A 26,961-nucleotide genomic window follows, 5' to 3' on the forward strand; every position below is an offset into this window, starting at 1 on the left:
CTGGGTGCGCCTGCCTAGCCCGGAAGCGCGACAGAAGCACGACGCGCGGCGAGGCTGCGACGATGCGGTTGCAAAACCTTAATGCGAAGCCGGGTTGCCAGCGGCGGCGACGCACGTTCAACCTGTGCCTTATGAGCGCTGTTATCGAAACTCGAGGCCTGACCAAGACCTATGGCGCCGTGCGCGCCCTGGACGGTCTGGACCTGACCATTCCCAAGGGCGGCGTCTACGGCGTGCTGGGACCGAACGGAGCGGGCAAGTCGACCCTGTTCCGCATCCTTCTTGGGCTGATCAGTCCAACGGAAGGCTCGGCCACCATCATGGGCGGCGCCGTCGGCGACGTGGCGGCCATGCGCCGGATGGGCTCGATGATCGAGACCCCGCGCTTCCCGCCCTACATGACCGCCCGGCAGGTGCTGACCTGGCTGGCGAAGGAACACGGGCTGGGTGACGAGGCGCAGATCCCGCACTGGCTGGAGCGTGTCGGCCTCCGCCAGGCGGCGGACCGCAAGGTGCGCGGCTTCTCGGTCGGAATGATGCAGCGTCTCGGCGTCGCCGCCTCGCTGATGAGCCGCCCCGATCTGGTCATCCTCGATGAGCCCACCAGCGGCATGGACCCGCCCGGCATCCAGGAGATGCGCGGCCTGATCCGCTCGCTCGCCAACGACGACGGCGTGACCATCGTTCTGGCCAGCCACCAGTTGAGCGAGGTCCAGCGCATCTGCGACCGCGTCGCCATCATGAACAAGGGCAAGCTGGTGCGCGAAGGCGCGGTCAGCGAGCTGACCGCCGCCGGCGGCGAGCGGCTGCGCCTGATCGGCGCGCCGATCGAAAAGGTTCTGGGCCACCTCAGCGTCCGCGCCACCCGCGACGGCGAGGCCGTTCTGGCCGAGATCAAGCGGTCCGAGGCCCCTGCCCTCATCCGCGCCCTGGTCGAACAGGGCGTCGACATTCACGAAGCCAAATGGGTCGGCGCCGACCTCGAAAGCATCTTCTTCACCGAAACCGGCGCCGTGCAGGAGGCCGCCGATGCTCGTTGATGCGCTGAAGGCCGAGGCCTACCGCTTTTCGCTGAACCGGGTGCTGGTCTTCATCTCGGTCCTGTTGACGCCTCTGCTGTTCGCCCTGGGCGGCGTGCTGTTCCACTGGATCACCAAGACCAATGGCGACAAGGCGGCGCAGGCCGCCAACCTGCCGCTCGACATGCCCGCCGAGGCCGTGAACCTGGCCGACGCCCTGGGCTTCGCCGCCGCGGGCTGCGCCAACGGCTTCGTCCTGATCTGCGTGCTGATCGCCGCCGCCACCATCTACGCCGGCGACTACCGCTGGGAGACCTGGCGGCTGATCAGCGCCCGCAACGACCGTATCTCGCTGATCCTGGCCAAGGTCGGGGTGGTGAAGATCATCGCTATCGTCAGCAGCCTGTTCTTCCTGATCGCCAGCTTCATCTTCATGCTGACCCAGGCGATGGTCTATGACCGGAGCCTGACCTTCGCCATCGAGGGCAAGGAGCTGGGCGGGGCGGCCCTGACCTGGCTGCTGTCCTATATCCGCATCGTCCAGTTCACCCTCGTCGGCCTGCTGGCGGCGGTGTTGACCCGCTCCCTGCTGGCCGCCCTGATCGTGCCGTGGGGACTGGGCTTCATCCAGAGCCTGCTGGGCGGCGTCGGCCCGGCCCTGCTGGGCATGGACCCCACCGGCTGGACGCTGCAGCTGCTGCTGCCGGGTCTTGCCTATGACACCCTGAAGGCCGCCGTCGCAGGGCCGCTGGAGGCCCCGATGACCGCCGCCGTGGTGTGGAAGTCGATCACCGGCCTGGCCCTGTGGACCCTCGTCCCGCTGGGCGGCGCGCTGGTCTGGTTCAAGCGGCAGGACCTGTCTAAGGAATAGGCCAGCCCTCGCGGGCGCGGGCGATCGCCGGCGACAGGTCCGGCGCCACCCCGCCCGCCGCTGCGCACGCCTGTATCAGGGCCGGGTTCGCCGTCCAGGTCGCCGGATCGTCCAGCAGCCGGGCCAGCTCGCCCGGCCAGTCGACCTCGCGCCCGCCGGTGTGCATCAGGCCTCTTGGCACGAACACCCGCGGTGCGGCGGCCTCGACGGCGGGACGAGGACGAACGCAGGCGAACGCCTCAAACCGCGCGCGAACCTGTCCGGTGAGATGCAGCCTCCGTCGCGTGCTGACCGCATAGGCGTACTCCTGCCCCAGCCGCATCAGACAGGCCCCGTCCAGTTCGGCGCGACGGCGATAGAGGTCGGCGCGGATGATCTGGTCCGACGGCCAACTTCCGTCGCCCTCGCGGCGGACGGAGGCGATGCAGGGATTGTAGAGCGCCGGGACATCCGCCGCCCAGGGCGCGGTGAAGGTCTGCGGGCCGCCGGTCAGGGCCCTCTCCAGCCCCTCCGCCGCCTCATTGGCCAGCACGATCGGCGTGAAGGGCGCAGCGACCGCATAGCCCCACCAGGGCGTGTCCGGAACCTCCCGAGTCTCCAGCCTCACGACGCTGGCGGCGGACAGGCAGGCAGGCGACAGGGTCATCGAACAGATCAGCCCGTCCGCCGTCACCGCATCCTCCAGAAGCACGCTCCGGCCGTCCGGGAGTTCGCCCCGGACCGCCTCGCCCTTGCGCACATGCTCCAGAACCTGACGGGGTTCGGGCTGGTGATACAGATGGGGTTTGGCCATCGCGCAGCCCCCCAGCCCCAGCAGGGCGATCAGGGCGACCAGTCCGTTGCGCATCCGGAACCTCCTGTTTTCCTCAACCTGACGGATGGCGCCGGACAGGCAAGCGCACCGGCGTCGCGGTCAGGTTTCATCAGGCCCGCGCGATCGAAAAAAACACCCCTGACTTGCAGAACTGAACAACCACAAGCATGCTCAGCGGATACAGGCGTTCGAAGGGTCATGAAGATGCGGCTCCCCTACCGGCTGGTGTCCTGCCTTGGCCTTGGCGTCGCAGGCCTGATCGCTTTCGCGCTGATCTTCCCCTCGCCCCTGCTGTTCAGCGCGACGGTCCGAACGGGCTGGATGCTGGCGCTCGCGGCGGGCGGCGCCGGAGCCCTTCTCGGGTGTGCCGGGATCCTGCGGTCCCGCGCGATGGGCCGCCGGAAGGTCGCGGCGGCGATGGTCAGCGTCGGGGTGGTTCTGCAGTTCGCCGTCAGCCTCGCGGCCTGGAACGACCTGCCCGCGACGCCCGGACTGGCGCAGGCGCTGCTCTATCTCGAATGGGGCATCGTCGCCCTGTTGCTACTCGGGAGTGTCCTGTTGAGCCGGGCCCCCGACGCGCAACAGCCCGCGCCGGCGCCCGTCTGAAACGCCCGTCGGGATCACACCGCGCCGGACGGGGTCCGCAGGGCCTCGCTCATCGCAGCGCTACGGAAACGAGAAAGGGGCGACCGGTTCTGCACCGGCCGCCCCTCTTTGCCCCAACGAGCGAAGCCTTAGGCTTCGTCGTCGCCCTCGATTTCGTAGACCGGACCCGAGTCCTGGCCCTTGGCGTCCACGTCGCGATCGACGAACTCGATCACGGCCATGGCGGCGTTGTCGCCGTGGCGGAAGCCGGCCTTCATGATGCGGATGTAGCCGCCGTTACGTTCGGCGTAGCGCGGGCCGATCGTTTCAAACAGCTTGCCGACTTGCGGCACGTCACGGACCTGGCTGATGGCCTGACGACGAGCGTGCAGGTCGCCCTTCTTGGCGAGGGTGACCAGCTTCTCGACGAAGGGACGCAGTTCCTTCGCCTTCGGCAGGGTGGTCGTGATCTGCTCGTGCTTGATCAGCGAGGCAGCCATGTTGGCGAACATGGCCTGGCGGTGGCTGACCGTACGGCCGAGCTTGCGATAGGCGGCGCCGTGGCGCATCGGGGTCTCTCCTACTCAACCCTGGTTTCCACGATACGGTGTGGACCTGGGGCTCTCTCATTCTAACCGCTCCGCGATCCCGAAAGGGTCATGGGCGGAGGGTTGAAACTAGATCTGGTCGTCGAACTTCTTGGCCAGGTCTTCGATGTTTTCGGGCGGCCAGTTCGGCACGTCCATGCCGAGGCTGAGGCCCATCGTCGCGAGAACTTCCTTGATCTCGTTCAGCGACTTGCGGCCGAAGTTCGGGGTGCGAAGCATTTCGCCCTCGGTCTTCTGGATCAGGTCGCCGATGTAGACGATGTTGTCGTTCTTCAGGCAGTTGGCCGAACGGACCGACAGCTCCAGCTCGTCCACCTTCTTCAGCAGGGCCGGGTTGAAGGGCAGGTCGGGCTTGCCGTCCGACTGCTCAACAGCCTTCTTCGGCTCGTCGAAGGTGATGAAGATCTGCAGCTGGTCCTGCAGGATGCGCGAGGCGTAGGCCACCGCGTCAACCGGCGAGACAGCGCCGTTGGTTTCGACTTCCAGCACCAGCTTGTCGTAGTCCAGCGACTGGCCCTGACGGGTCGGCTCGACGCGATAGGCGACGCGCTTGACCGGCGAGTACAGGGCGTCGACGGCGATCAGGCCGATCGGGGCGTCTTCCGGACGGTTGAACTCCGAAGCCACATAGCCCTTGCCGTTCTGGACGGTCAGTTCCATGCGGATCGAAGCGCCGTCATCCAGAGTGCAGATGACGTGATCCGGGTTCAGCACCTCGATGTCCGCCGGGACGTCGATCTGGCCGGCCGTCACGACACCGGGGCCCGTGGCGCGCAGGGTCATGCGCTTCGGACCTTCGGCGTGCATGCGCAGCGCCAGTTGCTTGATGTTCAGCACGATGTCGACGACGTCTTCCCGCACGCCTTCCAGCGACGAGAATTCGTGGACGACGCCGTCGATCTGGATCGCGGTCACCGCGGCGCCTTGCAGCGACGACAGGAGAACACGACGCAGGGCGTTGCCGAGCGTCACGCCGAAACCGCGTTCCAGGGGCTCAGCGACCAGGCGCGCCTTGCGCTGGGGGTCGGAGCTCGCCTCGATCTGCGGCTTCTCGGGACGGATCAGCTCTTGCCAGTTTCGTTCGATCATGGATGTCCCTCGAGTCGGTGTTCGCCGCTCCCCGCCTCGTCAGGCGTCTCGGGAGCGACGGAGAATAGAGTCGGCGGCGGTACGCTTAGACGCGGCGGCGCTTGGGCGGACGGCAACCGTTGTGCGGCATCGGGGTGACGTCGCGGATGGTCGTGATGGTCATGCCCACGGCCTGCAGGGCGCGCAGGGCCGATTCACGGCCGGAACCCGGACCCGACACGTTGACCTCGAGGGTCTTGACGCCGTGTTCAGCGGCTTTCTTGCCGGCGTCTTCAGCAGCCATCTGGGCGGCGTACGGGGTCGACTTGCGCGAACCCTTGAAGCCCATGTGACCCGCCGACGACCACGAGATCGCGTTGCCCTGGGCATCCGTGATCGTGACCATCGTGTTGTTGAACGAAGCATTCACGTGGGCGACGCCCGAGGTGATGTTCTTGCGCTCGCGCTTCTTAACGCGACCCGGTTCCTTGGCCATGTGTCAGCTCTTACTTCTTCTTGCCGGCGATCGGCTTGGCGGGACCCTTGCGGGTGCGGGCGTTGGTGTGCGTGCGCTGGCCGCGGACCGGCAGGCCCTTGCGGTGACGCAGGCCGCGGTAGCAGGCCAGGTCCATCAGACGCTTGATGTTCATCGAGGTCTCACGACGCAGGTCGCCTTCCACGGTGTGATCGCGGTCGATCGTCTCGCGGATCTGCAGGACTTCAGCGTCCGTCAGTTGGTTCACGCGACGGGCGGACTCGATGCCGACCTTCTCGGTGATGTCCTTGGCGGCCGCGGGGCCGATGCCATGGATGTACTGAAGCGCGATTTCAACGCGCTTGTTGGTCGGGATGTTGACGCCAGCAATACGGGCCACGAAGCTCTCCAGATACGCGTGTGCGGACGCAATAAACGCTCCGGTCAACAGACCAGGAGCGTGTCGCGCCCTTCGCGGAAGCGGGCCTTATACAGGGGATTCAGTTTCCGTCAACGCCTGAGACGCGGCGTCACCCCACATGGCGGCGGTAATCGACGGAGAAGGTGATGACGTGCCCCTCCACCGGTCGACCGTCCCGCATCGGCGGCTGATACCGGTACTCATTGGCCAGCGTGACGGCCGCCTCACCGAATCCATGGCGTTCAGGGGTCTCGCGCAGAACCCGGCAACTCCTCAACTTCGTGTCGCTCCCGATGACGCAGGAGATGACCGCCTGACCGTTCAGCCTGCGCACACGCGCCATGGCCGGGTAGGAGCGGTCGATGTCGATCTGGGTCGGACGCCGCAGGAGTTGAGGGCCGACGAAACTGCCGCCGGTCGCCCGTTCTCCACCACGCCCCGAGCCGACCCCGGCTCCGATGCCGGATCCGCTGCCGCCGCCTACGCCCGTCCCGGAGCCGCCCGAGGCGGAGCCGGAGCCGGCCTCCTCCGTCGCCGCGCTCACAACCGTCGTCGCGGGGCCGGGCTCCACCGCGCCCAAACCGACCAGCAGTTCCGACGGCGAGGCGTCGGTCCGGGCCGGCGGCTGGTTGTCCCAGGGCTCTACAACTTCGGGAATCCGGGCGGACGCAGGCGCGACACTCCCCGTGGAGGCCTCGGTCCCGGCATCCGCGGACGCCGGGGCGCCGCCGCCACCGGGCGGGAACAGCCGTATCTCGATCGTCGGGACCGTCAGCGGTGGCTGAGGCTCGACCAGCCCGCGCGTCATGGCCATCCACACAATGAGCGCCAGATGCAGAAGCAGGACGACCATGATCGCCAGCAAACGTCTGGACGGCTCCACCCGAACGGGGCGGTGTTCCACGATCAGCATGCGCGGCCTCCTCTCCGGAGGCCATCATGTAACAGCATTCCGCGAATGGAAAGCCGCCAGGATCAGGGCCAGATCACCCCGATGGTGATGCGGCCGCCCGGGATCGGCCGGCCCGAGGCGGTCATGGGCGGGCGGACGCGGAAGCGGCCCTCGGCCACCCGCACGGCCACGGCGCCGAACCCCTGCCCCGGCGGACGTTCCTCCACCACGCGACAGCCGCTCAGTCGTTCATCCAGCCGGATCTCGCAATTGACCGTGACGTCGACATTGCGGGCGCGGCGACGCAGCTCGCGCGGGGTGTCCTCGAAGATCTCCCGCCCGTTGGCCCCGCGCAGGATCAGGGCGCCGGAGCCCGAACCGGGGCCGTCGCCCTCCCCGGCCCCGGTTCCGGTCCCGGTCCCCTGCCCGCCCTGGCCGAAGCCCGGCTCGGGCGAGGCGATCGGGGACACGCCCACGGTGAGGGCCGGCTCGGGGGCCTGGACCACGGGCGCGGGCGGGCTGTCGGGCGGCGGGACGGGCGGCGGCGGCGGCGTATGGATGCGCGACGGGGCGGCGGGCGCCCCTCCCCCGGCCACGGGCGACGGATTGGGCGGCGGCGGCGGTGGCGGCGGCGGCTCCGGCGGATTGATCAGCACCACCTCGAACGCCGGTTGCGGCAGGGCCGGCGGTCCCGCCGGTCCGCCCCGGCCGATGACCGCGAACACGACCAGATGGACCGCGACGATGCCGACGGCCAGACCGGCGTTGCGCAGCCGGCGGTTCTTCAGGATCGGATGGCCCGTGTTCACCTGCGCCCTCTGCCACATGGCAGATGAACGCATGCTGTCGGGGAAGGTCCCCGTCCGCCGGTCAGCGGACGGGACCGGAAATCAGGCGGCGGCGCCGTTCAGGGCGGCGTCCAGACCGGCGGTGACCTCTTCGATCGAGCCCATGCCGTCGATCTCGGTCAGCTTGCCCTGGGCTTCATAGTAGGGAAGCAGCGGGGCGGTCTGCTTGTTGTAGACGGCCAGACGGTCGACGAAGGTCGCCGGATTGTCGTCCGGGCGGCCCTGTTCGGCGAAGCGTTTGGCGATCCGCTCGGTCAGGGCGGCGTCGTCGACCTTCAGGCGGACCACGGCGTCGATCTGGGCGCCGCGCTTGGCCAGCATGGCGTCCAGCGCCTCGGCCTGGGCCACGGTGCGCGGGAAGCCGTCGAAGATGGCGCCGCCGGCGGCCTCGGCCTCCGGCAGACGGTCCTCGATCAGGGCGATGACGATCTCGTCGGTGACGAGGTCGCCGCGCGCCAGCACGTCCTTGACCTTCAGGCCCAGCTCCGAGCCCGAGGCGATCGCGGCGCGCAGCATGTCGCCGGTCGACAGCTGGACCATGCCCCGGGTCTCGACCAGACGCTTGGCCTGGGTGCCCTTGCCGGCGGCCGGCGGGCCGAACAGGATCAGGTTCATCGCTTCCCCCCTCAGGTCAGCTTAGCGGCGGGCGGGCGCGGTCACGCCCTTGCCCTTGGTCTGGCCCTTGCCTTGTCCGCGACCACGCAGCTTGGCCTTCTTGATCAGGCCTTCGTACTGGTGGGCCAGCAGGTGCGACTGGATCTGCGCCACGGTGTCCATGGTCACCGAGACCACGATCAGCACCGAGGTGCCGCCGAAGTAGAAGCTCTGGCCCAGGTTGGCGACCAGGATTTCCGGCAGGATACAGACGGCGGTGATGTAGGCGGCGCCGATCACGGTCAGGCGGGTCAGGACGTAGTCCAGATACTCGGCCGTACGCTTGCCCGGACGGATGCCCGGCAGGAAGCCGCCGTACTTGCGCAGGTTCTCGGCCGTGTCCTCGGGGTTGAAGGTGATCGAGGTGTAGAAGAAGCAGAAGAAGATGATCAGGACCGCGTACAGCACGGTGAACACCGGCTGGCCGTGGGTCAGCTGACCAGCCAGACCCGGCAGCCACGACAGGTAGGCGGGCAGGTTGGCCTGGTTGGTGAACTGGGCGACCGTGGTCGGCAGCATCAGCAGCGACGAGGCGAAGATCGGCGGGATGACGCCGGCGGTGTTGACCTTCAGCGGCAGGAACGAACGCTCGCCCCCGGCCATGCGGTTGCCCTCCTGGCGCTTCGGATACTGGATCAGAAGGCGGCGCTGGGCGCGCTCCATGAAGACGATGAAGACAACGACGGCGACGGCCATGGCGACGATGGCGATCAGGGCGAAGGGCGACATCTGACCCTGCTGGGCCAGGCCGAACATATTGGCGATGGTGCCCGGCAGGACCGCGACGATACCGGCGAAGATGATCAGCGAGATGCCGTTGCCGACGCCGCGCGCGGTCACCTGCTCACCCAGCCACATCAGGAACATGGTCCCGGCGGTCAGGCAGGTCGTGGTGGTGATGATGAAGAACAGGCCCGGTTCGTCGATCAGGCCCGGCTGACCGTTCAGCTGGGTGGCGATGCCGAAGGCCTGGGCCAGGGCCAGGACGACCGTCAGGTAACGGGTGTACTGGTTCAGTTGCTTGCGGCCGCTCTCGCCGCCTTCCTTGCGCAGCTTTTCCCAGGGCGGATACACCGCGCCCATCAGCTGCACGATGATCGAGGCCGAGATGTACGGCATCACGTTCAGCGCGAAGACGGCCATGTTCTGCACGGCGCCGCCGGAGAACATGTTCAGCATGTCCAGGATGCCGCGCTGGCCATCCGGATCCTGGAAGAAGGCCAGGAACTGTTCGTTGTTGATGCCGGGGATCGGAATATAGCAGCCCAGGCGGAACACGATCAGCGCCAGCACCGTGAAGAGCAGGCGTTTGTGCAGCTCGGTCGCCTTGGCGAACGAGCCCATGTTCATGTTTGCTGCGAGTTGTTCGGCGGCCGAAGCCATAGTGTCACCCCGACTGATCAGAACGCGGCGCATCGGACGACGAGTCCGCGCCTGCGTCCAGATAGGAGAAGGGCGCCCTCATGGCGAGGGCGCCCGTCCGTCTTTTTACTTCGCGGCCGTGCGCTTGGCGCGGGCCGAGACCTTGTTGGCGTCGCCCTTCGGCGCCTTGGGGGCCGGAGCCTTGCCCTTGGCGGCGTTGCGCTTCTCGACGCGGGCGGCGGCCTTGGCTTCCGCTTCGATGCGTTGCTCGACGACCGAACCGCCGGCGGCTTCGATGGCGGCCTTGGCGCCGGCCGATGCCGACCAGACGACCAGGTTCAGCTTGCCCTTGATCTCGCCGGTGCCCAGCAGACGGACGCCGTCCTTGACGCGGCGGATCACGCCGGCGGCGACCAGGGCGTCGCCCTTGATCTCGCCCTTGATGTCCAGCTTGCCGGCGTCGATCGCCTCTTGCAGGCGCCACAGGTTCACTTCAGCCAGCTTCAGCGCGTTCGGGTTGTTGAAGCCGCGCTTCGGCATACGCATGTACAGCGGCATCTGGCCGCCTTCGAAGCCGCCGATGGCGACGCCCGAACGGGACTTCTGACCCTTGACGCCGCGACCGGCGGTCTTGCCCTTGCCCGAGCCCGGGCCGCGGCCGACGCGCATGCGCTTCTTGTGGGCGCCTTCGTTGTCGCGAATTTCGTTCAGTTTCATGTGCCTGATCCTTTCGGGTTCTAGCGCCCGGAGTGATCCGGACTCGGCGGTTATCTGTTGTCTCCCTCCCCGCTCGGAGAGGGTGGCCGCGAAGCGGCCGGGTGGGGGCGGCCAAAGCAACCCCCGAACGCAATGAAGGGCGGCCTATAGCCGCCCCCACCCGATCACCGCAAGCGGTGATCTTCCCTCCCCCGTCGGGGGAGGGAGATTCAGTTACTTCTCGACCACTTCCACCATGTGGTGGACCTTGGCGATCATGCCGCGCACCGAGGGGGTGTCCTCGAGGGTCGATTCACGACCCACGCGGTTCAGGCCCAGGCCGACCAGGGTGGCGCGCTGGTCCGACTTGCGGCGGATCGGCGAGGCCGTCTGGCGGATGGTGACGGTGGCTTTCGATTCGGTCTTGGCCATGTCTTAGCCCTCGATGGCTTCAGGCGACGAGGCGCCGTCGTTGCGGCGGCCCATCAGGTCAGCGACCTTCTTGCCACGCTTCGAAGCGACCTGACGCGGCGACGACTGGACCTTGAGGGCCTCGAACGTCGCACGGATCATGTTGTAGGGGTTCGACGAACCCGTCGACTTGCCGACGACGTCCTGGACGCCGAGGGTTTCGAGCACGGCGCGCATCGGACCACCCGCGATCACGCCGGTCCCGGGAGGGGCAGCGCGCATCATGATCTTGCCGGCGCCCCAACGGCCGTTGCCGTCGTGGTGCAGGGTGCGGTTCTCGCGCAGCGGAACCTTGATCATGGTCTTCTTGGCTTCTTCGGTCGCCTTGCGGATGGCTTCCGGCACTTCGCGCGCCTTGCCGTGACCGAAGCCGACGCGGCCCTTGCCGTCACCGACGACCATCAGGGCAGCGAAGCTGAAGCGACGGCCGCCCTTCACGGTGGCGGCGACGCGGTTGATGTGCACCAGCTTCTCGACGATGTCCGAATCCGGGCCGTCGACAGCGGGAGCGTTGCGGTTGTCGCGACGATTGCGGTCGTTGCCGCCGCCGCCACGTTGGGGTGCTTGCGCCATGTGTCGCGTCCCTTAGAAGTTCAGGCCGGCTTCACGCGCGGCTTCCGCCAGCGCCTTCACCCGTCCGTGATAGATGTAACCGCCGCGGTCGAAGACGACGTCCTTGACGCCCTTCTCGATGGCGCGTTCGGCGATCAGCTTGCCGATGGCGGCAGCTGCGGCGACGTCCGAGCCCTTCGAGCCCTTGCCGCCTTCCAGCGACGAGGCGGCGGCCACCGTGACGCCCTGGGCGTCGTCGATGATCTGGGCCGAGATGTTCTTGTCCGAACGCGACACCGACAGGCGCAGACGGCCGTTGGCGACAGCCTTCAGGCGGCGACGGTTGCGCTCGGCGCGGCGCTTGGCTTGCTGTTGAAGAGAAAGAGCCATGACTTACTTCTTCTTGCCTTCCTTGCGACGCACGGTCTCGCCGGCGTAACGGACGCCCTTGCCCTTGTAGGGCTCCGGCGGACGCAGCTTGCGGATGACCGCGGCGACCTGACCGACGGCTTGCTTGTCCGGGCCCGAGATCTTGATCTCGGTCTGCTTCGGAACAGCGAACGAAACGCCGGCCGGCGGATCGATGTCGACGTCGTGCGAGAAGCCGAGCTGCAGCGACAGGGCGTTGCCCTTCATCGCGGCCCGGTAACCCACGCCGACCAGCTCCAGCGACTTCTCGAAGCCGGTGGTGACGCCGGTGACCATGTTGTCGACCAGGGTGCGCGACAGGCCCCACATCGCGCGAGCGCGCTGGGTGTCCGAACGCGGGGTCAGCGACAGTTCATCGCCTTCCTGCTTGACTTCGATCTCTTCCGCGACGGTCCAGGAGCGTTCGCCCTTCGGACCCTTGACGGTGATGTTCTGGCCGTCGAGCGTGACAGTCACGCCCTTCGGCACTGCGATGGTTTTCTTGCCGATACGGGACATATTAGTAGACCCTGCAGAGGACTTCGCCGCCGACATTGGCGTCGCGGGCGGCAGCGTCCGACATGACGCCCTTGGACGTCGAGAGGATCGAGATGCCGAGGCCGTTCTTGATCGGCTTCAGGTCGCTGATGGCCGAATAGACGCGGCGGCCGGGCTTCGACACGCGGGCGATCTCGGCGATCACCGGCTGGCCGTCGAAATACTTCAGCTCGATCTCGAACTGCGGGAACTCACCCGGGTTTTGCACCAGGCTGTAGCCGCGGATGTAGCCTTCGTCCTGCAGCACGTCCAGGACGCGCTGGCGCAGGCGGGAGGCCGGGGTCAGCACCTTCGAACGCTTGCGGGTCGCAGCGTTCTTGATGCGGGCGATCATGTCGCTCAGGGGATCGTTGATCATCATATCTGTTGCTCCCCTTACCAGCTCGACTTGGTCAGGCCAGGGATCTGACCCAGGTTGCCCAGCTCACGCAGGGCGATCCGGCTCATCTTCAGCTTGCGGTAATAGGCGCGCGGGCGGCCCGTCACTTCGCAGCGGTTGCGGATGCGGTTCGGAGCCGAGTTGCGCGGCAGTTCCGCCAGCTTCAGGCGCGCCTCGAAGCGCTCCTCCAGCGGCAGGGACTCGTCGTTTGCGGTCGCCTTGAGGGCGGCGCGCTTGTCGGCGTACTTCGCGACGAGGGCCTTGACCTTCTCGTTACGGTTTACAGCGGACTTCTTTGCCATTGTTCTTTCCCTTTCCCGCTCAGTTCACGAACGGGAACTTGAACTCGGTGAGGAGAGCCTTGGCTTCCTCATCGGTCTTGGCCGTGGTGCAGACGATGATGTCCATGCCCCACATCTGGTCGATCTGGTCGTAGTTGATTTCCGGGAACACGATGTGCTCCTTCAGGCCGGTGGCGTAGTTGCCACGACCGTCGAAGGACGTGCCCTTCAGACCGCGGAAATCCTTCACGCGCGGCAGCGCGATCGTGATGAAGCGATCCAGGAACTCATACATCTGGGCGCCGCGCAGGGTGACCTTGCCGCCGACGACCATGCCTTCACGCAGCTTGAAGCCGGCGATCGAGTTACGGGCCTTGGTGGCGACAGCCTTCTGACCGGCGATGGCAGTCAGGTCCTTGAGGGCCGCGGTGGCCTTCTTGGAGTCGGCGACGGCTTCACCGATACCCATGTTCAGGACGATCTTGTCCAGCTTGGGGATCTGCATTTCGTTCGTGTAGCCGAACTTTTCCTTCAGGGCCGCACGGATCCGGTCCGTGTACTCGGTCTTGAGGCGCGGGGTGTAGGTGGTGTCAGCCATTAGATGACGTCTCCCGTCGTCTTGGCGAAGCGGACCTTCTTGTCCCCCTCGACCTTGAAGCCGACGCGGGTCGCCTTGCCGTTGGCGTCGGCGATCGCGACGTTCGACAGGTGAAGCGAGGCTTCCTTGTTCTTGATGCCGCCCTGGGGGTCGCCCTGGGTCGGACGCGTGTGGCGCTGCACCATGTTGATGCCTTGCACGAGCACGCGGTTCTCGGTCGGAAGGACCTTCAGGACCTGGCCGGTACGACCCTTGTCCTTGCCGGTCAGGATGACGACGTTGTCGCCCTTTTTGATCTTGGCGGCCATGGTTACAGGACCTCCGGAGCCAGCGAGATGATCTTCATGTGGTTCTTGGCGCGCAGCTCGCGCGGAACCGGCCCGAAGATACGGGTGCCGACAGGCTCGTTTTGCTTGTTGACGATGACGGCGGCCGACTTGTCGAAACGGATGACAGAGCCGTCCTTGCGCATGATGTCCTTGGCGGTGCGCACGACGATGGCGCGAACGACGTCGCCCTTCTTCACGCGGCCGCGCGGAATCGCTTCCTTCACCGAGGCGACAATGGTGTCGCCCACCGAGGCGTAGCGGCGCTTCGAGCCGCCAAGCACCTTGATGCACATGACCCGGCGAGCGCCCGAATTGTCGGCCACCTCCAGGTTAGTTTGCATCTGGATCATGGGATCCGATCCTTCTTCTTACGAGGCCGAGGCGGCCGAGGCGTCCGACAGGACTTCCCAGCGCTTCAGCTTGGACTTCGGGGCGCACTCGACGATGCGGGCCAGGTCACCGACCTTCAGGGCGTTCGCTTCGTCGTGAGCGTGGTACTTCTTGGACAGACGGACGGTCTTCTTCAGGACCGGGTGCAGCAGGGTGCGCTCGACCTTGACGATGACAGTCTTGTCGCCCTTGTCGGAGACGACCACGCCTTCGAGAATTCGCTTCGGCATCTTCGTTTCCTTAAACAGCCGCGCGCTTCTCACGCAGAAGCGTGGAGATGCGGGCGATGTCCTTGCGCACTTCCGAGACCCGGTGGGTCTTTTCCATCTGGCCGGTGGCGGCCTGGAAGCGCAGGTTGAACTGTTCCTTCTTGAGCTTCAGCAGCTCGTCGGACAGCTGGTCGGCGGTTTGCGACCGGAGATCGGCGATCTTGGTCATCAGGCAGCAGCCTCCACATGAGCGATGCCGGCGTCGAGGCGGGTGACCACCTTGGTGCGGACCGGCAGCTTGGCGGCGCCGAGGCGCAGCGCTTCACGCGCCACATCGTCCGGCACGCCGTCGATTTCGAACAGGATACGGCCCGGGTGGCAGCGCGCGGCCCAGTGGTCCACGGCGCCCTTGCCCTTGCCCATCCGGACTTCAGCCGGCTTGCCCGTGACGGGCAGGTCCGGGAAGACCCGGATCCAGACGCGGCCCTGACGCTTCATCTGGCGGGTGATCGCGCGGCGGGCCGCCTCGATCTGACGCGCAGTGATGCGTTCCGGCTCGACCGTCTTCAGGCCGTACGAGCCGAAGTTCAGCGAGAAGCCGCCCTTGGCCGAACCGTGGATCCGGCCCTTGAAGGCCTTGCGGTATTTGGTCTTTTTCGGTTGCAGCATGACTTAGTTCTCACCACGTCCGCGGTCGCGACGCGGGCCGCGATCACCGCGGGGGCCACGTTCACGGCCTTCGTTCGACGACGGACCCGAGGCTTCCTGGGCCCAGCGCTTGTCCTGGGCCATCGGGTCGTGCTCGAGCACCTCACCCTTGAAGACCCAGACCTTCACGCCGATGATGCCGTAGGTCGTCTTGGCTTCGATGAAGCCGTAGTCGATGTCGGCGCGCAGGGTGTGAAGCGGCACGCGACCTTCGCGATACCATTCCATACGGGCGATTTCAGCGCCGCCGAGGCGACCCGAAACGTTGATGCGGACGCCCTTGGCGCCCAGGCGCATGGCCGACTGCATCGCACGCTTCATGGCGCGGCGGAACGCGATACGGCGTTCCAGCTGCTGCGCGATGTTTTCAGCGATCAGCTGCGCGTCGGTCTCCGGCTTGCGGACTTCGACGATGTTCAGGTGAACTTCGCCTTCAGTGCGGGCCGAGATGTCCTTGCGGAGCTTCTCGATGTCGGCGCCCTTCTTGCCGATCACGACACCCGGACGGGCGGCGTAGATCGTCACGCGGCACTTCTTGTGCGGGCGCTCGATGATGATGCGCGACACGCCGGCGGCTTGCAGGCGCTCCTTCAGCCACTCGCGCAGCTTCAGGTCCTGGTGCAGCAGGCGGGCGTAGGAGGCGCCGTCGGCGAACCAGCGGCTGTCCCACGTGCGGTTCACGCCGAGGCGGAAACCGATCGGATTGATTTTCTGACCCATCAGGCGGCCTCGCCGGCTTCACGGACCACGATGGTGATCTCGCTGAACGGTTTCAGGATGCGCGACGAGCGACCACGAGCACGGCTCGCGAAACGCTTCATCACCAGGTTCTTGCCCACGAAGGCCTCGGCGACGACCAAGTTGTCGATGTCGAGGTTGTGGTTGTTCTCGGCGTTCGAGATCGCCGAGTACAGGACCTTGCGGACGTCGGTGGCGATGCGCTTACGGCTGAATTCCAGCTCGTTGAGCGCCTTCTGCACCGGCAGACCGCGGATCGAGGCGGCGACCAGGTTCAGCTTCTGGGGGCTGATCCGGACGTTCACCAGCTTGGCGCGGGCTTCGGTCTGACCGACCCGGCGGGGGTTCTTGGTCTGGGCCATGGATTACTTCCTCTTGGCCTTCTTGTCCGCCGCGTGGCCCGGGAAGTTCCGGGTCGGGGAGAACTCGCCGAACTTCATGCCGACCATCTCTTCCGAGACGGTGACCGGCACGTGCTTCAGGCCGTTGTGGACGCCGAACGTCAGACCGACGAACTGCGGCAGGATGGTGGAGCGGCGCGACCAGGTCTTGATCACGTCCTTGCGGCCCGACGATTGAACAGCGTCGGCCTTCTTGAGCAGATACCCGTCGACAAACGGGCCTTTCCAGGAGGAGCGGGCCATCGGTTAGCGAGCCTTCTTAACGTGACGGGTACGGATGATGTACTTGTCCGTCGACTTGTTCTTGCGGGTACGGGTGCCCTTGGTGTCCTTGCCCCACGGGGTAACCGGGGTACGACCACCAGAGGTCCGGCCTTCACCACCACCGTGCGGGTGGTCGATCGGGTTCATGGCGACGCCGCGGACGTGCGGGCGGAAGCCCATGTGACGCTTGCGACCGGCCTTGCCGAGGTTCTGGTTCATGTGGTCGGGGTTCGAAACCGCGCCCACCGTGGCCATGCAGCCGTCCAGGACCATGCGAAGCTCGCCCGAGCCGAGACGGATCTGGGCGTAGCCCTGATCGCGACCGACCAGCTGGGCGTAGGCGCCGGCCGAACGGGCCAGCTGGGCGCCCTTGCCCGGCTTCATTTCGACGTTGTGGATGATCGTGCCGACCGGGATCGAGCGCAGCGGCATCGCGTTGCCCGGCTTCACGTCGACCTTTTCACCAGCGACCACCGTGTCGCCCGCCTTCAGGCGTTGCGGCGCGATGATGTAGGCCTTTTCGCCGTCTTCATAGACGATGAGGGCGATGAAGGCGGTGCGGTTCGGATCGTATTCCAGGCGTTCGACGGTCGCCGAGGCGAACTTGCGACGCTTGAAGTCGATCTTGCGGTACAGGGTCTTGGCGCCGCCGCCGCGGAAGCGGACAGCGATGCGACCGCCCTGACCACGACCGCCCGACTTGGTCAGGCCTTCGGTCAGCGACTTCTCGGGACGGCCCTTGTGGAGCTCCGAGCGGTCGATCAGCACCAGGGCGCGACGGCCCGGCGAAGTCGGATTGTAGGTCTTCAAAGCCATGTGCTTAGAGCCCCGTGGTGACGTCGATCGACTGGCCTTCAGCCAGCGTCACGATCGCTTTTTTGATATCGACCCGACGGCCCATGATGCCGCGGAAACGCTTGGTCTTGCCCTTCTGGACGAGGGTGTTGACCTTCAGCACGTTGACCTTGAACAGGGCTTCGACCGCAGCGGCGATCTCGTCCTTCGAGGCGTTGTCCGCGACGCGGAAAACGACCTTGTTCTGTTCCGACAGGATCGTGGCCTTCTCGGTGATCACCGGAGCCAGGATGGTGTCGTAGTGACGCGCGGTCGGTTGAGCGCCGGCCATTACGCGGCCTCCTTCTTCGCGAAGCGGGCTTCGATGGCTTCAACAGCAGCCTTCGTGAGCACCAGCTTGTCGGCCCGCAGGATGTCATAGACGTTCAGGCCGGCGTTCGGCAGCACGTCGATGTGCGGGATGTTGCGAGCGGCCAGACCGAAGTTGGCGTCAACTTCCGGACCAGCGATGATCAGGGCCTTGGTCCAGCCCAGCTTGCCGAAGGTTTCGCGCAGGGCGGCGGTCTTGGCTTCCTTCACCGAGACGCTGTCGACAACCACCAGGTTGCCGGCGACGATCTTCGACGACAGGGCGTGACGCAGGGCCAGGGCGCGGACCTTCTTGGGCAGGTCGTAGGCGTGCGAGCGAACGACCGGACCGAAAGCGCGCGAACCACCGACGAACTGCGGCGCACGGCGCGAACCGTGACGGGCGCCGCCGGTGCCCTTCTGCTTGTACATCTTCTTGCCCGTACGAGAGTTCTCGTTGCGGGTTTGAACCTTGTGGGTGCCGGCGCGGCGCTTGGCCAGCTGCCAGTTGACGTAACGGGCCAGCAGGTCGCCGCGAATGTCGGTGATGCCGAAGACGGCGTCCGACAGTTCAACGTCGCCCGAGGCCTTGCCGTCGAGTTTGATGACCGAGAGTTTCATTACGCTTCACCGCCTTCGGTCGCTTCAGCCGGGGCTTCTTCAGCCGGGGTTTCAGCGGGTTGAGCAGCCGGAGCGGCCGACGACTTCACGCCACCGGGGAACGGGGCTTCAGCCGGGCGGGCCTTCTTCACGGCGTCGCGGATCTTGACCCAAGTGCCTTCGTGACCGGGGACAGCACCCTTGATCAGGATCAGGCCGCGTTCCGCGTCAACGCGGAAGACGGTCAGGTTCTGGGTGGTGACGACTTCCTGGCCGAGGTGGCCGGCCATCTTCTTGCCCGGGAACGTACGGCCCGGGTCCTGACGGTTACCCGTCGAACCGTGCGAGCGGTGCGAGACCGAAACACCGTGCGTGGCGCGCAGACCGCCGAAGTTCCAGCGCTTCATGGCGCCGGCGAAGCCCTTACCGATCGTCTCGGCTTGAACGTCGACCTTCTGGCCGGCGACGAAGTGATCGGCCGAGAACTCGGCGCCCACATCCATCATGGCGTCCGCATCGATGCGGAATTCAGTGACATAGGCCTTCGGTTCCACTTCCAGCTTCGCGAAAGCTTCGCGTTGAGCCTTGTTGGTGTTCTTGGCCTTCTTGGTGCCAGCGCCCAGCTGGAGAGCGACGTAGCCGTCACGCTCCTGGGTACGTTGGCCGACGACTTGGCAGCCGTCGAGCTGCAGCACAGTGACCGGAACGTGCGCGCCGTCATCGGCGAACACGCGGGTCATGCCCAGCTTCTTGGCGATCACGCCCGTGCGCATCGGATCCCGCCTCTTTCTTCTTAGATCTTGATTTCGACGTCGACGCCGGCGGACAGGTCGAGCTTCATCAGCGCGTCCACGGTCTGCGGGGTCGGATCGACAATGTCGAGCACGCGTTTGTGCGTGCGGATTTCGAACTGCTCGCGCGACTTCTTATCGACGTGCGGAGAGCGGTTCACGGTGAACTTTTCGATCAGGGTCGGCAGCGGGATCGGACCACGAACGGTCGCGCCCGTGCGCTTGGCCGTGTTGACGATTTCGCGCGTCGAAAAGTCGAGGACGCGGTGATCGAAGGCCTTGAGCCTGATGCGGATGCTTTGATCCATATCGGTTGCTATTCCCAAGCAGGCGAACCTGCGTCCCTGTGAACCATTTCAAAGACCGGAGTCTTCAGGCCAAGAGGCCTTCAGAGTACGCACTTCGCAAAAACGATCGGCCCACGCAGTCCCCCGCGAAGGCCGTTTAAGTCCCAAGAAACTGCAAAGAACAGGCACTCAGGTCGTTCCTGCGAACCGCGTCTGCACCCGGGGGTGCACAGCCGGTCCAACAAGAGTTGGCGCTTATGCCGATTGAGTCCCCGTTCGTCAAGCGGCGAAAACGTGGCGGAGCCTGATTTCGCGGGACGCGAGCGGCGCCGTCGCCATCAGCCCGTCGCCCGCCCCTATTCCTCCATATCCGTCGCCGCGGGAACCGCGATCACGGCGACGGGCGCGGCGCCCGGCGGGTGCTCCCGCAGTCGCCCCGCCTGCTTGTCCCAGACCCACGCCCGCCGACACGGGTCCGAGCCATCCTCGCACTCCAGGGCGTGCAGCGTCGCCTCCACCCGCCGCCCGGCGCCGACCCCGCTGATCCCGAACGCCAGCGCCTGCCGGTCGAAGGCGCGAACGAAGCCGTCCCCGTCGCTTATATATAGAGAGACGCGACAGCCGCCCGTGCCGCAGAACGCGATCGCCTCCGGCCAGCGGATCAACCAGTCAGCCCGGCCGTCGTCATTGACCTCCATCGGCTCCAGCACCCCCTGCGGGATTTCGGTGACCAGCGGCGGCCGATTGGTCGGATCCTCGATATCCAGGTCGGCGCTGTTCAGGGTGTTCAGCACATACCAGACGAAGCCTTCGGGCGGCGTCTCGTGCGAGGCCGTCTGCGCCGCGGCCGTCCCCTGCCCCATCGCCAGCACCGCCAGCAGCGCCGCCAGACCGGATCGTGTGAGTCTCATCGCATCCTCCCGCCGCGAACCTGCGTCATCAGGATGGAGTAGGAAACCAACGCTTTCTGACGATCAGAACAGATTGCGCCGCTATCCGCCCTCAAGGGCGCCGCACCGGCGCCACAATGCGTGGCGCATCCGCCACATGACAGCCAAGCCACTGGTTTGTGACGGGTTTGTAATAGCCTCGCCGCAACCCTGACTGTTAGGCCCCGTCCCGCAGCGCGCACGACGCTGCCCTATCAACGGGAAAAAACAATGAAGTCTCTCTTCCTCGCCACGGCCGCTGTCGCCGCCTTCGCCGCCGCTCCGGCGTTCGCCCAATCGGGCCCGGTCGGCTCGGTCGGCGTGACCTACTCGAACGTCGAAGCCGATTTCGGCGGCCTGACCGGCGACGCTGACGTCTACGCCGTGGACGGCGTGGTCGCCGTCGACGCCTTCCAGGGCTGGACCGCCACCTTCGCCGGTTCGATCGGCCACAACGACGACGCCAACGACACCTCGGTCGCCGGCACGGCGCACCTGACCACCGTCGTCAACTCGGACCTGCGCGTCGGCGGCTTCGTCGGCGCGGCTGACGCCGGCAGCGAAACCGCCTGGACCTTCGGCGGCGAAGTCCAGAAATACCTGGCCAACGCCACCCTGACCGGCTCGCTGGCCTACACCACCGCCGACGACATCGACGTCGACGCCTGGACCGTCGGCGTCGACGCCGCCATCTATCCGATGACCAACCTGCGCCTGAACGCCGGCGTCAGCTATTCGGACCTGGACATCGCCGGCTTCGGCGCTGACCTGTGGACCTACGGCGTGGGCGCCGAGTACGAAATCGCCAACACCCCGTTCTCGGTCGTCGGCGGCTTCACCCGCGGTGACGTGGAAGACCTGACCGTCGACACCTGGAGCCTGGGCCTGCGCTACAGCTTCGGTGGCGGTCTGCAAGCCCGCGACCGCGCCGGCGCCGCCCTGCCGGGCGCTGGCATCTCGAGCATCCTGGGCGCCCTCTAAGCACCCGGCGATCTTGATCGCATGAGAGAAGCCCCGGCGGAGCGATCCGCCGGGGCTTTTTGCTGGCCGGACGCCGGGGCCGAACGGCGGACATGAAAAAAGCCCGGGGGGTTCCACATCCCCGGGCCTTCTCGTCACGGTCACTGAAGCGGTCAGTTCCCGATTCTCACATCGCCTCCGCCCATGATCGAGCGGCTGACCGAGCCGGTGGCCCGGGCGATGGTCACGTCGCCGCCGCCGAAGATGGACACGTCCACGTCGCCGGCCACGCCGCCGAAGTTCACGTCACCCGACCCGGCGATGCTGATATCGACCTTGGGCGCGCTGCCGGAGCGGACATCCACGTCGCCCGAACCGCCGATGGCGACCTCCAGATCCCCGTCCAGACGGGCGACCCGCACATCCCCCGATCCGCCGATGGCGACGTTCAGATCGCGGGTGGCGCCGGCCAGGACCGAGCCCGAACCGCCGATGGACACATCCAGCGCCCGCGAGCTCCCGGTGCGGATATCGCCCGAGCCGCCGATGGCCAGGGTGACGGGGCCGTCCACATTGGCCACATCCCAGCGACCGCAGCCGCCGTGGTTCAGCTCCACCGACCGGGCGCCGCGGCCGACCGACCCGAAGATGGCGCCCGAGGCGTCCACCTCCACATTGCGCGGCACCCGCACCAGAATCAGCGGCGCGTCCGACAGGTCCACCCGACCGACGTCGCGCACCTGAACCGACGCGCCCTCTCCGGGCAGGCTGCCGGCGCGACCGTTGTCGCATTGTCGGATGCCGTCATTGCCGCCGCCGAACAGCCCCCCGCGGCGCAGACCGCCGTCGATGCGAACCTCGTCGCCCCGGCGCGACACCTGCACCCGCGGCAGACCGGACGAGCCGTGCTCGACCTCCACGGCGATGTCGTTGCGGTCCTCGACCACGACCGAGACGCGCGCCACGGCGCTGCGGATCTCGACGCTCGGTTCCTTCGCCATCGCCGGCCCGGCCACGACGGCCAGGGCGAGGGCGGATACGGCGGTTACGATTGCGGTTTTCATGGATGGCCTCCCGGTCCTGTATGAGGAAAGGGTGGGACCGCCGACCGCCTGAGTCACTTTAATACGAGGTCATGACCCCGTTGTAAGAAAGCCGGCCCGAAGGCCCGCCCCGCCTGGGTTCCGGGCGCGGGACAGGGCGCGCCTTTCCGGAAATTCAGGCGCAGCGTGCCCGCGCCATCGGCGACGCCGACTTCCGGCTCGAAGTCGCGCTCGAAATGCTCCAGCCGGCTCTTCAGCGCCCCGGCCTTCTTCAGCGCCAGCGAGGCGGCCCAGCGCGCGGCCAGTTCGGGAGTCGCCATCCGGTCGGTCATGCGTGGCTGCCCGCCCCGGCTGCGCAGCACGGCGTTGGTGTAGAGCGCCCCGTTGCGGAACCGCGACGGCCAGGTCTGGAAGTCCATCGAAAGCGAGACGCAGAACCGGTCCAGATTCTCCACCCGGTGCGGCGCATAGATGGGCCAGGTCAGGGCCTGACCGGGCTCCAGATCCATCACCTGCGCATCCTGCTCGAAGGCGAGGGTATAGGGCAGTTCCTCGGTCGTCTGGCGCGCGACCACCTGCTCCATGTTCTTCTCGGGCAGATGCGCCTCATCGCCCGGATAGACGAACACCCGCTTGCGGCCGCGCATGTGGAACAGGACCACGCCGGCGGCGTCGAAATGATAGGGCACCCGCGCCTTGGGCGAGGACAGGATCAGCTGGCCCGCGTTGCGCACGGCCCGCATCCCCGGATAGGTCGCCTGCACCCTGGCGAACTCGGCCATGGCCGCGGCCCACAGCTCGGGCCAGCCGGTCTCGACCTCGCGCATGTTCACCCACAGCCGCCCCTGCTGGATCGCCGCCAGCAGTTCGCCGCCGTCCAGACGACCGCGCGCGCCGGTGCGCAGGGACACCTGCCCCTCGTCGTCGTAGTCATACAGGTTGATGTCGAACAGATGGGCCGGGTAGCGGTCCAGGATCGCCGCCAGCGCCTCATCCGTGGCGAAGCCCTGCTCGACCAGGGTGTGCGGATGGGCCTCGGCGCGACGGATCGGACCGGAATAGCGGGTGCGGGTCGAAAGCGTCTCTTGGGGCATCTTGATCCTCAGGCCGTGGCGCTGTTCGAGCGCACCTTGTTCAGCGCGGCGCCCGCCGCCTGCATGGCGCCCCTGAAGCGGTTGGCGGGGGTGACTTCACAGGCCTCGATGGCGGCCCAGCGACGGCGGACGCTGGCGCGCAGGCGCTCGCCCTTGCCCTCGCCCGCCAGATCCAGCGCCTTGACCGCCGCCTGGCTCATCGCCGCGCCCAGCCCCGGACGCACGATGATCGCCTCGCGCACGGTCCGCGCGCCGTTGCAGAAATATTTCTTGTAGTGCTCGCCCTCGAAGCCGAAGTCGAAGGTCCGGTAGCCCAGCTCGGCCGCCAGCCGCATCGTGTCCATGCTCAGCAGGATCCCCGGCGAGCAGCGCGCCAGCGACGGCTCATAGCCCGGGAACCAGAAATGATACTGGTCGCCCGCGTGCAGCGAGAACTCGATCGCCGTCAGCCGGTCGCCCCCCCACAGCCCGGCCATCGAGGCGCCGAATCCATTCTCGCCCTCGGTCTGCAGCAGGGCGTGCAGCAGGTCGGCGGTCCAGCCGCAGGCGAAGATGTCGTGCCGGTTCGTGCGCCGGTACTGATCGCGCTTCAGGTCGATCAGCCAGTCCAGCAGCTTCGGATCATGCAGGCCCCGCTCGACCCGCAGCGGCCCCAGCTCGGCCTCCATGCTGCGACGGGCGCGCTCCTTGTCCTTGAAGAATTTGCCGAAGGTCTGGCGGCGCTCGGCGTACCAGCCGTCATAGCCGTCATCGCCCAGCTCGACCTGCACGGTGTTGCGCGGCTCGCCCCGGTCGATGTCGCCGACCCAGGCGGTGACGTTCAGGCGCGATCCGCCCAGCAGGTCGGCGACCTCCTGCAGCGTCGGCCCCTCGCCCGGCCGGGCGATGACGCCATGATAATCGTTCATCGGCGCGCCCAGCGGCTGGATCGCCGATCCGCGCTTCTGGTGCGGGAAGAAGCCGGCGATCTGGCCGGCCCGGCTGAACACGGCCACCGCCGCATCGGGGCTGACCTGTCCGGCCACGCGCGTGAAGCTGGGCCGGAAATAGGGGCTGTTCAGCGCCGGGTTGCCCGCCAGGAAGGCGCGCCAGGCCGTCCACTCGGCCTCGCCCAGCTGGTCCGCCTTCACGATATCGACCTTGAATCCGGTCATCGCCGTCCTTCCGCCCCGGCCCACGGATCGGGCCATCGCAGCGGATCTCATGCCATAGACCCCGTTTCGGCCCGGTGAGCGTTCGTCGTTAACGCTTTGTGTTCGGGAGCCGGGCGCCCGGCCGCACGTTGACCTTGCCCCACCTTCAGGAGACCTGCGATGACCCAAGCCCGTCCCGATAGCCGCGAGACCGAGAACGAGAACCTGCGCCCCGGCAAGGATGGCGAGCCGCCCCGGCCGGCCACCGAACCCAGAGGCTCCGAAGGCTCCTCGAACCCGGGCGAAACGGCCACCGACCCCGCCACCGGAAGGCCCAACCCTTGAAGTCAGCCGCCTCGATGCTCGCCGCCGTCGCCCTCATGGCCGGGGCCGCCCTGCCCGTCTCGGCCAAGGCCCAAAGCGTGGCTCAAACCCCGGTTCAGGCGCGCCCGCCGGTCGTCACCCTCGGGGCCCCGGTCGCCGTCTGCCCGCTGGAGACCGGCTTCGTCTCGGCCAACGGCGGCCTGACCCGCGCGCGCGCCGCCGTGCGATCGGGCGCCCTGCGCATCCTCGCCGTCGGCTCCTCCTCCATCGAGGGCATCGGGGCCAGCCGGCGTGAGCTCGGCTTCGCGCCCCTGCTGGAGCTCGGGCTGGAAAGCCGGATGCCGGGCGTGGACGTCACCGTCTTCAATCGCGGCATCGGCGGCGAGACCGCCAAGGAGACCGCCGACCGGCTGGAGCGCGAACTGGCCGCCGGGCGCGTCGATCTGGTGATCTGGCAGCTGGGCACCAACGACGTGCTGCGCGACCGGCTGGTCGAGGACGTCTTCGCCGACTTCCATCGCGGCGAGGCGGTGCTGCAGGCCGCCGATGTGGATGTTCTGCTGATCGACCCGCAGCGCCTGCCCGAGGAGACGCTGAACGCCTCCTTCCGTGGCCGCAACCCGGCGCTGGGCGACATGGCGCGACGCATCTCCGAGGAAGGCCGTCGTGGCGGCTATGCGGTGCTCCACCGCTTCGACGCCATGGCCGGCTGGAGCGGTCTGGATCGCGGCGGCGTCGGGCCCGACGACCTGCATCTGAACGACGCCGGCTACGCCTGCTGGGCCGAGGTGACGGCCGAAGGCCTGGCGCCCCGCCTGCTCTAGATCCGGGAACAAGCTCTGCCGGGGCGGGTTGCTTCCGGACCTGTAAACGGTCCGGAGTCCACATGTCCTTCCGCCTGATCCTCGCCTCGACCAGCCTGATCGCCCTCGCCGCCTGCGGTCCGTCCGATCGCCCCGCAGATGGCGCCCCTATCGAGGCTTCGCAGGCGCCGGCCCTGACCGCCGACCAGATCAACGAGGCCCGGATCACCGCGCCGGTCGCCACGCCCGCGCCGGACAGCAGCCCGGCCGCCGCGCCCACCGGACCGGTCCAGCCCGATCCGGCCCTGATCCGGCTTCAGGTGCTGCTGGACCGCTCGACCTTCTCGCCGGGCATCATCGACGGCATCCCCGGCTCCAACCTGCGTCAGGCCGTGGCGGCGTATCGTCAGGCCAATGGCCTGCAGGGCGACGCCATCGACGCGGAACTGATCGACACGCTGACCCGCGCCGACGACCGCCCGGCCATGACCACCCACACCCTGACCGCCGCCGATGTCGCCGGCCCCTTCAGCCCCCCGCCCGGCGAACTGGCCGAACAGGCCGAAAACGGCGTCCGCTACACCAGCGCCCGCGAGCGCATGGCCGAGCATTTCCACATCACCGAAGACCTGCTGCAAGCGCTGAACCCCGGCGTCGACTTCCGCCGCGCCGGTCAGGAGATCGTCGTGCCCGCCATCGGCGCCGCCCCCCTGCCCGCCGATGTGGACCACATCATCGTCGACAAGGCCGAGGGTTCGGTCCGGGCCTTCGCCGAAGACGGCCGCCTGCTGGCCTACTATCCCGCCACCATCGGCAGCGGCGACAATCCGACGCCCAGCGGGACCGTCCGCGTCAACGGCGTCGCCCGCAATCCCGACTATGTCTACGACCCGGCCAAGCTCAGCTACGGCCCGGGCGGCGCGCGGATAGTCGTGCCCGCCGGCGCCAACAACCCGGTCGGCGTCGTCTGGATCGACCTGAACAAGCCCAGCTACGGCATCCATGGAACGCCGGACCCCGAGAAGATCGGCAAGACCGCCTCCCACGGCTGCGTCCGCCTGACCAACTGGGACGCCTGGCAACTGGCCGCGGCGGTCAAGCCGGGGGTCGAGGTGCGGTTCGTCTAGGCTGACGCCCAAAAGAAAACGGCCCCCGGATCGCTCCGGGGGCCGTCTCTTTAGTCAGTCCGTTTAGACCGTCGATTACTCGATGATCTTGGCGACGACGCCGGCGCCGACGGTGCGGCCGCCTTCAC

Annotated in this window: 40 protein-coding genes and 1 pseudogene; 7 read left to right on the forward strand and 34 right to left on the reverse strand. The window is 67.3% G+C overall.

Annotation, left to right across the window (positions count from 1 at the left end; all coding sequences use genetic code 11):
- Positions 1-131: 131 nt before the first annotated feature.
- On the forward strand, positions 132-1,040 hold the full coding sequence (locus ACFQQC_RS18040) for an ABC transporter ATP-binding protein (RefSeq protein WP_376863933.1): 909 nt from the start codon (positions 132-134) through the stop codon (positions 1,038-1,040).
- The gene (locus ACFQQC_RS18045) at positions 1,030-1,890 is read left to right on the forward strand and encodes a hypothetical protein (RefSeq protein ID WP_376863934.1); all 861 of its coding nucleotides are present in this window, start codon (positions 1,030-1,032) and stop codon (positions 1,888-1,890) included. The genes ACFQQC_RS18040 and ACFQQC_RS18045 overlap by 11 nt, the downstream gene beginning before the upstream one ends.
- Here the strand turns inward: ACFQQC_RS18045 and ACFQQC_RS18050 are convergent.
- Entirely contained in the window at positions 1,880-2,737 is an 858-nt protein-coding gene (locus ACFQQC_RS18050) for a hypothetical protein (protein WP_376863935.1), read from the reverse strand. The genes ACFQQC_RS18045 and ACFQQC_RS18050 overlap by 11 nt on opposite strands.
- A gap of 165 nt (positions 2,738-2,902) precedes the next feature.
- Between ACFQQC_RS18050 and ACFQQC_RS18055 the strand changes: the two genes are divergently transcribed.
- Positions 2,903-3,310, forward strand: coding sequence for a hypothetical protein (locus ACFQQC_RS18055; RefSeq protein ID WP_376863936.1), 408 nt, complete (start codon positions 2,903-2,905; stop codon positions 3,308-3,310).
- A gap of 128 nt (positions 3,311-3,438) precedes the next feature.
- Here the strand turns inward: ACFQQC_RS18055 and rplQ are convergent, their stop codons facing one another.
- The 30 genes and pseudogenes from rplQ to ACFQQC_RS18205 form a co-directional block, all read right to left on the reverse strand.
- A complete protein-coding gene (gene rplQ / locus ACFQQC_RS18060; protein ID WP_141626277.1) occupies positions 3,439-3,858 on the reverse strand; it encodes a 50S ribosomal protein L17 in 420 nt (139 codons plus the stop codon).
- A gap of 108 nt (positions 3,859-3,966) precedes the next feature.
- Complete coding sequence (locus ACFQQC_RS18065; protein WP_376863937.1) at positions 3,967-4,986, reverse strand: DNA-directed RNA polymerase subunit alpha; 1,020 nt, start codon at positions 4,984-4,986, stop codon at positions 3,967-3,969.
- An 85-nt stretch (positions 4,987-5,071) separates the two neighbouring features.
- On the reverse strand, positions 5,072-5,461 hold the full coding sequence (gene rpsK, locus ACFQQC_RS18070; RefSeq protein ID WP_141626275.1) for a 30S ribosomal protein S11: 390 nt from the start codon (positions 5,459-5,461) through the stop codon (positions 5,072-5,074).
- Positions 5,462-5,471: 10 nt separating this feature from the next.
- The gene (rpsM, locus tag ACFQQC_RS18075; RefSeq protein ID WP_331046916.1) at positions 5,472-5,840 is read right to left on the reverse strand and encodes a 30S ribosomal protein S13; all 369 of its coding nucleotides are present in this window, start codon (positions 5,838-5,840) and stop codon (positions 5,472-5,474) included.
- A 130-nt stretch (positions 5,841-5,970) separates the two neighbouring features.
- A complete protein-coding gene (locus ACFQQC_RS18080) occupies positions 5,971-6,774 on the reverse strand; it encodes a TonB family protein (RefSeq protein WP_376863938.1) in 804 nt (267 codons plus the stop codon).
- Between the two features lie 62 nt (positions 6,775-6,836).
- Positions 6,837-7,595, reverse strand: a complete 759-nt coding sequence (locus ACFQQC_RS18085) for an energy transducer TonB (RefSeq protein WP_376863939.1) — start codon at positions 7,593-7,595, stop codon at positions 6,837-6,839.
- Between the two features lie 48 nt (positions 7,596-7,643).
- Entirely contained in the window at positions 7,644-8,216 is a 573-nt protein-coding gene (locus ACFQQC_RS18090; protein ID WP_376863940.1) for an adenylate kinase, read from the reverse strand.
- Between the two features lie 21 nt (positions 8,217-8,237).
- A complete protein-coding gene (gene secY / locus ACFQQC_RS18095) occupies positions 8,238-9,638 on the reverse strand; it encodes a preprotein translocase subunit SecY (protein ID WP_376863941.1) in 1,401 nt (466 codons plus the stop codon).
- 255 nt (positions 9,639-9,893) lie between these two features.
- Positions 9,894-10,334, reverse strand: a pseudogene (rplO, locus tag ACFQQC_RS18100) (50S ribosomal protein L15); the annotation flags it as partial.
- A 213-nt stretch (positions 10,335-10,547) separates the two neighbouring features.
- On the reverse strand, positions 10,548-10,745 hold the full coding sequence (gene rpmD, locus ACFQQC_RS18105; RefSeq protein WP_376863942.1) for a 50S ribosomal protein L30: 198 nt from the start codon (positions 10,743-10,745) through the stop codon (positions 10,548-10,550).
- Between the two features lie 3 nt (positions 10,746-10,748).
- Entirely contained in the window at positions 10,749-11,357 is a 609-nt protein-coding gene (gene rpsE / locus ACFQQC_RS18110; protein ID WP_376863943.1) for a 30S ribosomal protein S5, read from the reverse strand.
- Between the two features lie 12 nt (positions 11,358-11,369).
- Positions 11,370-11,726 (reverse strand): 50S ribosomal protein L18, encoded by a 357-nt coding sequence (rplR, locus tag ACFQQC_RS18115; protein ID WP_376863944.1) that lies wholly within the window; start codon positions 11,724-11,726, stop codon positions 11,370-11,372.
- Between the two features lie 3 nt (positions 11,727-11,729).
- Entirely contained in the window at positions 11,730-12,263 is a 534-nt protein-coding gene (rplF, locus tag ACFQQC_RS18120) for a 50S ribosomal protein L6 (RefSeq protein ID WP_376863945.1), read from the reverse strand.
- 1 nt (position 12,264) lies between these two features.
- Positions 12,265-12,663, reverse strand: a complete 399-nt coding sequence (gene rpsH, locus ACFQQC_RS18125) for a 30S ribosomal protein S8 (protein ID WP_125256867.1) — start codon at positions 12,661-12,663, stop codon at positions 12,265-12,267.
- A 14-nt stretch (positions 12,664-12,677) separates the two neighbouring features.
- Positions 12,678-12,983: a 30S ribosomal protein S14 gene (gene rpsN, locus ACFQQC_RS18130; protein WP_141626264.1), complete on the reverse strand. Its 306-nt coding sequence runs from the start codon at positions 12,981-12,983 to the stop codon at positions 12,678-12,680.
- A gap of 19 nt (positions 12,984-13,002) precedes the next feature.
- Complete coding sequence (rplE, locus tag ACFQQC_RS18135; RefSeq protein ID WP_376863946.1) at positions 13,003-13,560, reverse strand: 50S ribosomal protein L5; 558 nt, start codon at positions 13,558-13,560, stop codon at positions 13,003-13,005.
- A complete protein-coding gene (rplX, locus tag ACFQQC_RS18140; protein ID WP_376863947.1) occupies positions 13,560-13,868 on the reverse strand; it encodes a 50S ribosomal protein L24 in 309 nt (102 codons plus the stop codon). The genes rplE and rplX overlap by 1 nt, the downstream gene beginning before the upstream one ends.
- Before the next feature lie 2 nt (positions 13,869-13,870).
- Entirely contained in the window at positions 13,871-14,239 is a 369-nt protein-coding gene (gene rplN / locus ACFQQC_RS18145) for a 50S ribosomal protein L14 (protein WP_055832151.1), read from the reverse strand.
- An 18-nt stretch (positions 14,240-14,257) separates the two neighbouring features.
- Positions 14,258-14,509, reverse strand: a complete 252-nt coding sequence (gene rpsQ / locus ACFQQC_RS18150; protein ID WP_141626261.1) for a 30S ribosomal protein S17 — start codon at positions 14,507-14,509, stop codon at positions 14,258-14,260.
- Between the two features lie 10 nt (positions 14,510-14,519).
- The gene (rpmC, locus tag ACFQQC_RS18155) at positions 14,520-14,717 is read right to left on the reverse strand and encodes a 50S ribosomal protein L29 (protein ID WP_141626260.1); all 198 of its coding nucleotides are present in this window, start codon (positions 14,715-14,717) and stop codon (positions 14,520-14,522) included.
- The gene (rplP, locus tag ACFQQC_RS18160) at positions 14,717-15,157 is read right to left on the reverse strand and encodes a 50S ribosomal protein L16 (RefSeq protein WP_141626259.1); all 441 of its coding nucleotides are present in this window, start codon (positions 15,155-15,157) and stop codon (positions 14,717-14,719) included. Before rplP ends, rpmC begins: the two co-directional genes overlap by 1 nt.
- Before the next feature lie 3 nt (positions 15,158-15,160).
- Positions 15,161-15,916 (reverse strand): 30S ribosomal protein S3, encoded by a 756-nt coding sequence (gene rpsC, locus ACFQQC_RS18165; protein ID WP_141626258.1) that lies wholly within the window; start codon positions 15,914-15,916, stop codon positions 15,161-15,163.
- Complete coding sequence (rplV, locus tag ACFQQC_RS18170; protein ID WP_092309758.1) at positions 15,916-16,296, reverse strand: 50S ribosomal protein L22; 381 nt, start codon at positions 16,294-16,296, stop codon at positions 15,916-15,918. Before rplV ends, rpsC begins: the two co-directional genes overlap by 1 nt.
- A 3-nt stretch (positions 16,297-16,299) precedes the next feature.
- A complete protein-coding gene (gene rpsS, locus ACFQQC_RS18175) occupies positions 16,300-16,578 on the reverse strand; it encodes a 30S ribosomal protein S19 (protein WP_376863948.1) in 279 nt (92 codons plus the stop codon).
- 3 nt (positions 16,579-16,581) lie between these two features.
- Entirely contained in the window at positions 16,582-17,415 is an 834-nt protein-coding gene (gene rplB / locus ACFQQC_RS18180; protein ID WP_376863949.1) for a 50S ribosomal protein L2, read from the reverse strand.
- A gap of 4 nt (positions 17,416-17,419) precedes the next feature.
- Positions 17,420-17,725, reverse strand: a complete 306-nt coding sequence (locus ACFQQC_RS18185) for a 50S ribosomal protein L23 (protein WP_056450366.1) — start codon at positions 17,723-17,725, stop codon at positions 17,420-17,422.
- Positions 17,725-18,363: a 50S ribosomal protein L4 gene (gene rplD / locus ACFQQC_RS18190; RefSeq protein ID WP_376863950.1), complete on the reverse strand. Its 639-nt coding sequence runs from the start codon at positions 18,361-18,363 to the stop codon at positions 17,725-17,727. Before rplD ends, ACFQQC_RS18185 begins: the two co-directional genes overlap by 1 nt.
- Positions 18,363-19,115, reverse strand: coding sequence for a 50S ribosomal protein L3 (gene rplC, locus ACFQQC_RS18195; RefSeq protein WP_376863951.1), 753 nt, complete (start codon positions 19,113-19,115; stop codon positions 18,363-18,365). The genes rplD and rplC overlap by 1 nt, the downstream gene beginning before the upstream one ends.
- Before the next feature lie 20 nt (positions 19,116-19,135).
- The gene (gene rpsJ / locus ACFQQC_RS18200; protein WP_003164367.1) at positions 19,136-19,441 is read right to left on the reverse strand and encodes a 30S ribosomal protein S10; all 306 of its coding nucleotides are present in this window, start codon (positions 19,439-19,441) and stop codon (positions 19,136-19,138) included.
- A 335-nt stretch (positions 19,442-19,776) separates the two neighbouring features.
- Positions 19,777-20,331 carry a hypothetical protein gene (locus tag ACFQQC_RS18205; RefSeq protein ID WP_376863952.1) on the reverse strand — a complete coding sequence of 185 codons (555 nt, stop codon included), beginning with the start codon at positions 20,329-20,331 and terminating at the stop codon, positions 19,777-19,779.
- Between the two features lie 249 nt (positions 20,332-20,580).
- Here ACFQQC_RS18205 and ACFQQC_RS18210 point away from each other — a divergent pair, with 249 nt between their 5' ends.
- Complete coding sequence (locus tag ACFQQC_RS18210; protein ID WP_376863953.1) at positions 20,581-21,330, forward strand: porin; 750 nt, start codon at positions 20,581-20,583, stop codon at positions 21,328-21,330.
- Between the two features lie 152 nt (positions 21,331-21,482).
- On the opposite strand, the gene ACFQQC_RS18215 is transcribed toward ACFQQC_RS18210, so the two are convergent.
- The 3 genes from ACFQQC_RS18215 to ACFQQC_RS18225 are packed head-to-tail and all read right to left on the reverse strand — an operon-like array spanning position 21,483 to position 24,600.
- Positions 21,483-22,373, reverse strand: a complete 891-nt coding sequence (locus ACFQQC_RS18215; protein ID WP_376863955.1) for a GIN domain-containing protein — start codon at positions 22,371-22,373, stop codon at positions 21,483-21,485.
- A gap of 53 nt (positions 22,374-22,426) precedes the next feature.
- On the reverse strand, positions 22,427-23,446 hold the full coding sequence (locus ACFQQC_RS18220) for a cupin-like domain-containing protein (RefSeq protein ID WP_376863956.1): 1,020 nt from the start codon (positions 23,444-23,446) through the stop codon (positions 22,427-22,429).
- Between the two features lie 8 nt (positions 23,447-23,454).
- Positions 23,455-24,600: a GNAT family N-acetyltransferase gene (locus tag ACFQQC_RS18225; protein ID WP_376863957.1), complete on the reverse strand. Its 1,146-nt coding sequence runs from the start codon at positions 24,598-24,600 to the stop codon at positions 23,455-23,457.
- Positions 24,601-24,759: 159 nt separating this feature from the next.
- Here ACFQQC_RS18225 and ACFQQC_RS18230 point away from each other — a divergent pair, with 159 nt between their 5' ends.
- The 3 genes from ACFQQC_RS18230 to ACFQQC_RS18240 all read left to right on the forward strand — a co-directional run bounded on the left by ACFQQC_RS18230 (position 24,760) and on the right by ACFQQC_RS18240 (position 26,833).
- Positions 24,760-24,924 carry a hypothetical protein gene (locus tag ACFQQC_RS18230; RefSeq protein WP_376863958.1) on the forward strand — a complete coding sequence of 55 codons (165 nt, stop codon included), beginning with the start codon at positions 24,760-24,762 and terminating at the stop codon, positions 24,922-24,924.
- A complete protein-coding gene (locus ACFQQC_RS18235) occupies positions 24,921-25,727 on the forward strand; it encodes an SGNH/GDSL hydrolase family protein (protein WP_376863959.1) in 807 nt (268 codons plus the stop codon). Before ACFQQC_RS18230 ends, ACFQQC_RS18235 begins: the two co-directional genes overlap by 4 nt.
- Positions 25,728-25,789: 62 nt before the next feature.
- Positions 25,790-26,833: a L,D-transpeptidase family protein gene (locus ACFQQC_RS18240; RefSeq protein ID WP_376863960.1), complete on the forward strand. Its 1,044-nt coding sequence runs from the start codon at positions 25,790-25,792 to the stop codon at positions 26,831-26,833.
- Positions 26,834-26,961: the final 128 nt, after the last annotated feature.

The sequence above is a fragment of the Brevundimonas sp. GCM10030266 genome (assembly GCF_042666595.1).
Taxonomy (GTDB): Bacteria; Pseudomonadota; Alphaproteobacteria; order Caulobacterales; family Caulobacteraceae; genus Brevundimonas.